This window comes from uncultured Campylobacter sp. (genome assembly GCF_938045775.1).
Taxonomy (GTDB): Bacteria; Campylobacterota; Campylobacteria; order Campylobacterales; family Campylobacteraceae; genus Campylobacter_B.
In genome coordinates, this window is the sequence record NZ_CALIBH010000048.1 from 1 (window position 1) to 7943 (window position 7943).

8 protein-coding genes are annotated in these 7943 nt (G+C 47.1%); 2 read left to right on the forward strand and 6 right to left on the reverse strand.

Annotated elements, in window-relative coordinates; genetic code table 11:
- From Q0238_RS01385 to accD, 4 genes are all read right to left on the reverse strand, one after another.
- Nucleotides 1–729, reverse strand: a 729-nt coding sequence (locus Q0238_RS01385) for a LapA family protein (protein ID WP_297942148.1), incomplete at its 3' end; no start/stop codon positions are given.
- Between the two features lie 2 nt (nucleotides 730–731).
- The gene (gene dksA / locus Q0238_RS01390; protein WP_005872423.1) at nucleotides 732–1088 is read right to left on the reverse strand and encodes an RNA polymerase-binding protein DksA; all 357 of its coding nucleotides are present in this window, start codon (nucleotides 1086–1088) and stop codon (nucleotides 732–734) included.
- Nucleotides 1089–1097: 9 nt separating this feature from the next.
- Nucleotides 1098–1550: a 23S rRNA (pseudouridine(1915)-N(3))-methyltransferase RlmH gene (locus tag Q0238_RS01395; RefSeq protein ID WP_297942151.1), complete on the reverse strand. Its 453-nt coding sequence runs from the start codon at nucleotides 1548–1550 to the stop codon at nucleotides 1098–1100.
- Complete coding sequence (gene accD, locus Q0238_RS01400; protein WP_297942153.1) at nucleotides 1550–2449, reverse strand: acetyl-CoA carboxylase, carboxyltransferase subunit beta; 900 nt, start codon at nucleotides 2447–2449, stop codon at nucleotides 1550–1552. Before accD ends, Q0238_RS01395 begins: the two co-directional genes overlap by 1 nt.
- Nucleotides 2450–2542: 93 nt before the next feature.
- Between accD and recO the strand changes: the two genes are divergently transcribed.
- A complete protein-coding gene (gene recO, locus Q0238_RS01405; protein WP_297942154.1) occupies nucleotides 2543–3157 on the forward strand; it encodes a recombination protein RecO in 615 nt (204 codons plus the stop codon).
- 55 nt (nucleotides 3158–3212) lie between these two features.
- Here recO and Q0238_RS01410 read toward each other — a convergent pair whose 3' ends face one another.
- Together Q0238_RS01410 and uvrA are read right to left on the reverse strand one after the other, a co-directional pair.
- Nucleotides 3213–4283 carry a hypothetical protein gene (locus Q0238_RS01410; protein ID WP_297942156.1) on the reverse strand — a complete coding sequence of 357 codons (1071 nt, stop codon included), beginning with the start codon at nucleotides 4281–4283 and terminating at the stop codon, nucleotides 3213–3215.
- Between the two features lie 21 nt (nucleotides 4284–4304).
- The gene (uvrA, locus tag Q0238_RS01415) at nucleotides 4305–7151 is read right to left on the reverse strand and encodes an excinuclease ABC subunit UvrA (protein ID WP_297942159.1); all 2847 of its coding nucleotides are present in this window, start codon (nucleotides 7149–7151) and stop codon (nucleotides 4305–4307) included.
- Between the two features lie 74 nt (nucleotides 7152–7225).
- Between uvrA and Q0238_RS01420 the strand changes: the two genes are divergently transcribed.
- On the forward strand, nucleotides 7226–7943 hold a 718-nt coding region (locus Q0238_RS01420; RefSeq protein WP_297942161.1), incomplete at its 3' end, for a hypothetical protein.

Sequence of the window (7943 nt, forward strand, 5' to 3'; positions counted from 1 at the left end):
ATTTACAAGATCAAAAAGCTCCTCGCTACTGATCTCAAAGCTCGCGTCATTCACCGCGCGATCCACTAAAATATTTACCTCGGCTATGTCTTGAGGAATTTTATAGGCCTTGATCTTATCGTAGCTTCCTTTGGCAAGCGCTATGGCATAGGCTTTTTTAGTGATATTTTCACTATAAACGCCCTTGGTTTTTAAAATTTCATACGCATACGCAGGCTCAGCGTCGAGGCGGTTGAGCTCGTTTTGCAAAAATAGTCCGTTATCTTTAGGAAGTTTATATTTTCGCAGATCCGCCACTTCGCCGTTTTTAACCTTCTCGATAACGCCTATGACCTCTTTTAGATCCTCATTTTTGACATCTATACCGGTGCTATCGTACCACGGAGATAAAATTTTAGTAAGCTCGCTCGGGTCTTTAAAATACTCGGTTTTAAAGTCTTTATTGGTATCAAGACCCAGTAAAACCTCTTTACTCATCGCATCGTATGCACTTAGATCCTTTGCGATCGCCCTTTTTGTGCGGTAAAACGCGAAGCTATGAAAAACGATATGAAAAATCGCCAAAATCATATATAAAATTAACGGCAGTACGATCCACACTGCAATAGGAAGCGTAAGCGTAAAACCGAAAAGCCCCAGTGTATAACTACTGCTTTGCTGCGTAAAAACTAAAATCGCAACGATTGCGATATAGACGATCGAATATAAAAAGAATTGCTTGGTTTTCATAGCTAACTCCTATTTTGCTTTTCCGCCTGTTCCTTGCACGAAATGCACAATCTCGCCTCTGGATTTACCTTAAGACGCTCTAAGCTTATCTGCTCGCCGCAGCTTTCGCAAAGCCCATAAGTGCCGTTTTCGATACGTTTAAGCGCGCTTTCAATCTCTAAAAACGCCTTTTGTTGATTAACATTGAGCGAGTATTCGATGCTTAAATCCGTATTCATGCTCGCTACGTCAAAATCATCCGCGGCTTTATTTTCGCGCAATTCCGAAATTTCATTTACAGAGCTATTAATATTGGCGATGAGTTGCTCTCTTTTTTCTTCTAAAATTTTCTTGTAAAATTTCAACTCGTTTTTCTTCATTACTTCCCTTTATTTGTGATATGGATGGTTTGCGTTAATGCACAATGCGCGAAAAATTTGCTCAAAGAGCAAAAGTTTAGCGATTTTATGCGCTAACGTAAGCCTGCTAAGACTGATTATTTTATCGGCTTTTGCCTTAAAATTTTCACTAAGCCCATAAGCGCCACCGATGAAAAATGACACGCTACTTTTATCCTTTAGCATACTCGCAAATTCCATGCTATCTAGCTCCTGTCCGCACTCATCCAAAGCTACGACGTATCCGCTAAGGCGCGGTAGATAAGCTTCATCGTAAGCCATAAGTGCGAGCTCGCGAGACGCGCTCTGGGCACGAGCGATATTAGCATTAAAAAACGTCTCATCTCGCACCGCGGCAAATTTAGCCGCCATTTTTTTATAATCGCTTATTGCGCCTGCGAACTCGTCCGTGCCCTTTTGGATGGAATTTACCGTTATCTGCACTACTCTTCGCTTCCCTCTTCGTGCAGCGATTTGTCACTCGTGTCGTCAATCTGCACAGCGTTTTTGCTAAGCACATTTATTATATCGCTTAGATACTGCCTCATCTCAGCTCTAGGCACGATCGCGTCTATAAGACCGTGCTCGAGCAGAAATTCCGATCTTTGAAAGCCCTCCGGCAGATCCGCGCCGATGGTTTGCTTGATGACGCGCTGCCCGGCAAAGCCGATAAGAGCGCCGGGCTCTGCGATGATGATATCTCCCAGCCACGCAAATGACGCGCTCACGCCGCCCATCGTAGGATCAGTAAGAACGGAGATGAATGGAATTTTATGCTCGGATAAAATTTTAAGCGCGGCAGAGGTTTTACTCATCTGCATCAGCGAAAAGGTGCTTTCTTGCATCCTCGCGCCGCCACTTGCGCTTACGATGATTAGCGGCTCGTTTTTATCGAGGCTACGCTTTACGGCACGCACGATCTTTTCGCCCTCCACGGAGCCCAGGCTTCCGCCCATGAAGTTAAAATCAAACACCACGAGCTGAATTTTTTGGCTACTTATAGCGCCCTCGCCCGCGATCACCGCGCTAAACCTGCCCGTTTTTTCTTTGCTCTCGGAGATGCGCTTTTTGTAGGATTTTTTATCGACGAATTTTAGAGGATCTATGGGCTGCAAATTTTTATCGAACTCCACGAAAGAGCCTTCATCGCAGATCAGATCAATGCGAGCCTGCGCACCAAAACGAAGGTGATAGTTACACTTGGGGCAAACGCTATGATTTTGCTCGACCTCTTTGCTATACATCAGTGCGCCACATCCCGGGCACTTTATCCAGTGCGTAGGAGCTTCGCTCGGCGCAGGTTGCGTCCTGCGTATTTTTGAAAATAGATCTCCAAAATTCATATGATTTCCTTTAAATTCTATGAAATGAAACTTCTGATTATAACCTAAAATTCTTTATTTAAATTTATATGTGAATTTCGCTAAAATAGGAAAATGCAAGGATTTATATTAAAAACGACCAAAGTTAGGGACGAGGACTGTATCGTAGACGTGCTGAGCGAAAGCGCGCTCGTGCGTGTGTATCGCTTCTACGGCGCGCGCCATTCAAACATCATCCAGGGCTATAAAATCGACTTCGAACTCTCGCAAAATCAAAACTTCCTCCCTCGTCTTAGCGGTGTGATGCATCTAGGATACGCGTGGCTCGGAAGCCGCGAGAAGCTGCTATTTTGGCAGCAGTTCATGCGGCTTTTACACGCGCATCTAAAAGATGCCGAGCATCTGGATAAATTCTATTACGAGCTGCTAAACCACGCTGCTATGCGCTTTGGCAAACAAAATCCGCGTCGCATAATCGTAGAAAGCTACGCCGAAATTTTAAAATTTGAGGGGCGCTTGCACGACGAACCATATTGTTTTTTATGCGATGAAGAAATTTTAGAAAATATCGCGCTATGCCGCGGTTTTTTGCCTGCGCACGAGCATTGCGCACAAAGAGTAGGCTTTGCGCAGGATGAAATTTTAGAATTTTTACAAAGCAAAAAGACACTAAATTTAAACGACGAAACAGTAGGATATCTTTACGACATTGTAGCAGAGGGATTTTAATCTCAAAAAAAAGCAAACTAGTACGGAATTTTAAAATACATAATCTAATCAAATTTTAAAATTTAAATTTTCTAAATTCTATCTTTTCGTTGAAGATCGACATCGTGCGAGCTAGATTGTTTATATCTTTTTGCATCGTCTGCATAAAATAATCTCTCAGCTGCAGATATTCCTCTTTATTCGCCATCAAGATATTTAATATCTCGACCTCGGCGTTTTCCTTATAAAGCACAAGCTGATCCTGAAGACCGAAAAAGCCGAGGCTACCGTTAAGCAGATGCATATAGGCTTTGGTAGTTAAAATGGAGAAACAAAAGGTAAAGATTATCGCCACGCCATTGATTGGCTCTCCCGTCGCAAGCCAACCGAGCAAAAACCAAAGAACAAGAAAAACCTTTATATAAATAGGTATTTTTTGTTTCCAGCTCCATCTCCAATCAAAACTTAAAGCCATAGCGCCGATTGTATTTATCTCGAACGTTTTACGAATCTTATTTTTATTGTAATATAAAATTTTATCGTTATAAAACACGAAGTACGCGCCGTCTCTATTCATAAAATTTGTTACGAATATTACCAAGACCAAAGGAAGGAGGCGAAACATTTTAATGTTTATGGGATTTACAATAGTGGCAAATGCAAGCGCCATTAACAAGCCTACCATAGTAGGAACTATAGAGTATTTCATATAGTCATAATAAGTATGATCTTTTATGATTAGCGGATCTTTGTCGTAATCTCTAGCTTTGGGATTATGCTGCAAAAAGCCGCTATCATCCGAGATAGAATTTTGCGGCTCTGCGCTGTTTTCACAGACAGAATTCTGATCTGCTTCGGTTTCTAAATTTAAAGCGCCAGGAGCGAAATTCGGGGTTTCAAAATTTGAAGCTTCGGAATTTGAAGATTTATAATTCAAGAATTTAGAATTTGAGACTTCGGAATTCGGGGATTCAAAATTCAGGAATTCGGAATTTGAAACTCCAAAATTCGAGACTTCAGAATTTTTGGTTTCAAAATTCGAGGCTTTAGAATTTTCGCCGTTAGAATTTTGTTCCAAGCCCCGCTTCGGCTCTTGATGCCGCTTTTGCAGTAGCCTTTTTAATTCTTCAAGCCTGCTTTGATCCATTCTTGCCCCCGATAAGGCGCTTTAACCTCGCTTATTTTTGCTCGCGCTCTTCATCGCCGCTAGCTCCTGCGCCAAAAATTCCCCCGTGTAGCTACCCGTCTTTTTGAAATCTTTTGCGAGCTTTTCTGGGGTGCCGCAAGCGACGATCTGTCCGCCGCCCTCGCCGCCCTCGGGCCCCATGTCGATGATATAATCGCAGTTTTTGATGACGTCCAAATTGTGCTCGATCACAAAGACGGAATTTCCCAGATCGACCAAATGATGTAACACCGCCACCAAGCGATCTACGTCTGCAAAATGTAGCCCCGTCGTGGGCTCGTCTAGGATATATAGCGTGTTGCCCGTGTCGGTGCGGCTTAGCTCTTTGGCGAGCTTGACGCGCTGCGCCTCGCCGCCGCTAAGCGTCGTGGCGGGCTGGCCTAGCGAAACGTAGCCGAGCCCGACGTCTGCGAGCGTCTTTAGCTTTTGATAAATTTTAGGCACGGCTTTGAAAAACTCGAGCGCCTCGTCGATACTCATCGCCAAAACGTCGGCTATGCTTTTGTTTTTGTATAAAATTTCAAGCGTCTGCGCGTTGTATCTCGTGCCGTGGCAAACGTCGCAAACGACGCTAATATCGGGGAGGAAGTGCATCTCGATCGTGATCTCGCCCTCGCCCGCGCATTTTTCGCAGCGCCCGCCCTTGACGTTGAAGCTGAAGCGGCCGATCTTGTATCCGCGCAGCTGTGCCTCCTTCGTCGCGGCAAAAAGCGCGCGGATATCGTCCATCACCCCCGTGTAGGTCGCAGGATTGCTGCGCGGAGTGCGTCCGATCGGGGTTTGATCCAGATAGATCACTTTATCCAGGCTCTCAAGCCCCGAAATTTTAGCGTCCTTTACCGCGTGCACCTTTCTAGCGCGATTTAGCTCCTCAAGCGCGGTAGGCAGTATGGTTTGTAGCACCAAGGAGCTCTTGCCGCTGCCGCTAACGCCCGTGATGCCGACTAAATTTCGCAGCGGAAATTTTGCGCAAAGGCCGTGGATGTTATTGATATTTACGTTTTTGATACTTAGCCAAAGCTCCTGCTTGCGGTGCTTTTGGTAGTTTATCTCCTTTTGGTTGTTCAGATACAGCGCGGTTTGCGTATTGCTTTTAAGCAGATGAGCGACGTCTCCTGCGAATACGACCTCGCCGCCTAGATTGCCCGCCCCAGGGCCGATATCTACGACGAAGTCCGCCGCCTCGATCGTCTTTTTATCGTGCTCGACGACGATTACGGAATTTCCTTTTTCCTGTAAATTTCGTAGCGTCTTGATGAGCTTTTGCGTATCGCGCTCGTGAAGCCCGATGCTAGGCTCATCGAGCACATACATCACGCCGCTAAGACCCGAACCGATCTGGCTTGCGATACGGATACGCTGCGCCTCGCCGCCGCTGATGGTGCGCGCATCGCGCCCAAGCGTGAGGTATCCAAGCCCAACGTCCTTTAAGAAAAACAGCCTCTCATTGATCTCTTTTAGGATCGGCGCCGCAATCTGCGCATCCTTTTCGCTTAAATTTGAAAACCGCTTCTCGTCGCTGAAAAATTCCACGCAGTCTGCAATACTCATATTTATCACGTCGCCGATGCCCTTATCTGCGACCTTTACGGCTAGGCTTTCGGGGCGCAGGCGCAGCCCGCCGCAGTCGGGGCAGATTTTTTCGCTCATATAATCGTCCAGATCGCTTTCGTTTTTGAGCAGGTCGTAGGCGTATTTGATCGCGCCCTCAAATTTTCGCACGAGCTTATGTTTTTTCCAGTAAAAATCGATCTCTTTGACGCTGCCGTAGAGGATCAGCTTTTTTTGCTCCTCGCTTAAGCTTGCATACGGTATTTTGACGTTTATGCCGTTTGCTTCGCAAAATCCAAGTAGAAATTTATAATAATAGCTCTTGTTAAAGCCCGACATCACCTTGATCGCGCCACCCTCGATCGAGGCGTTTTCGTTGATGATCTTGCCCAGATCGAGGCTAAATTTTATCCCCAGCCCGTCGCAGCTCTCGCACGCGCCCTTTGGAGAGTTGAAGCTAAACGCGAGCGGTTCGAGCGGCTTGAATGAAATTTTACAATCAAAGCACGCCATATGCTCGCTGTAGTGGATCAGGCTCTGCGCAAGCCCCAGCTCGGCGGCGTTTGCGATCTCAACCTCAAGCTCGCCGAAGCTGAGCTTGAGCGCCTTTTCGACGTCGCTTGCGATACGGATGGAATTTTCCTCGTCGATGATCGTGCGGTCGATGATGACCTTGATCGAGTGCTTTTTCGTCTTGCTTAGCTCTATCTCCTCGTCCAGTCGCACCAGCACGCCGTCGATCTGGGCGCGCACGTAGCCCTGCTCGCGCAAGCTTTGTAACATATCGGCGAAGCTGCCCTTTTTTTCGCGCACTAAGGGCGCGCCCAAGATCACCTTCGCGCCGCGCGGCAGCTTCATAATCTCGGCGATGATGTCGCTGGAACTCATCTTTGAGATCGGCTTGCCGCATTTGTGGCAGTGCTGCACCCCCACGCGCGCATATAAGAGGCGCAGATAGTCGTAAATTTCGGTGATCGTGCCCACCGTCGAGCGCGGGTTTTTCGACGTCGTTTTTTGATCGATCGCGATCGCAGGCGTCAGACCGTCGATCTTATCGACGTCGGGCTTGCCTACGCGGTCTAAAAACTGCCTCGCGTAGCTACTTAGGCTCTCGACGTATCTGCGCTGCCCCTCGGCATATAGCGTATCAAACGCCAGCGTGCTCTTGCCGCTGCCGCTAAGACCTGTAAAAACGACGAGTTTGTCCTTTGGAATTTGCAAATTTATATTTTTCAGATTGTGCTCGCGCGCGCCCGTGATGGTGATGAGATCGTTCATTTTCGCCCTTTTGTGCAAATTAATCTTACATTATAGCTCAAATTGTTAAAATTGCGCTTTTGGAAGGGGCGGCGATGATACTAATCTGCACGGCTTTGCGCTGCGAAGCCCAAGCGATAATCGAGAGTTTTAAACTTACTCGCAGCGGCGATCTATTCGCAGGCGAGCAGATGCTTTTATACATCTGCGGCGTGAGGTTTGGAGCTAAATTTGAAGCGGGCGCTGCAGGCGGCATAGAAACAGAATTTAAGAGCAAACCCGGCGCAGAATTTATTTGCCGTGCCGATACAGACGTAGAATTCGGGCGCGAGCTTCGCAAGGATCGGCGCGGTGCGGACGCAAAATTTAAGCATCGTTTGGACGCGGGCGCGCTCTGCGGCGGCGATGCAGAGGCCGGCTCCGCGCAAAATGCGACTGAAAATTTTGAAATTTTAAATTTTAACTCCGCGCAGAATTCAGAGCGCTTCGGTGAAATTTTACTTTCGCGGCGCGTGGACTTTGCGCTAAACATAGGCGTCTGCGGCTGCGCGGATAAAGGCGTGCAAATCGGCGAGGCATTTTATTTTGACGGCACGGCAGCGCAGGAATTTTGCGGCGAGGACGGATCGAAATTTTATCGCTCGCAGGTTGGGAGACACAGCGCGCAGGCTCCGAAATTTCAAAACGTTTGCGAGCGGGAATTTTGCGGCGCGAGTTTGGACGGCAAGCTGCGGGCAAATTTAATCTGCGTAAGCGAGCCTAAAATTTTAAATGCAGCGGAACGGAGCGGTGAGGCAAATGTCGCAGCGATCG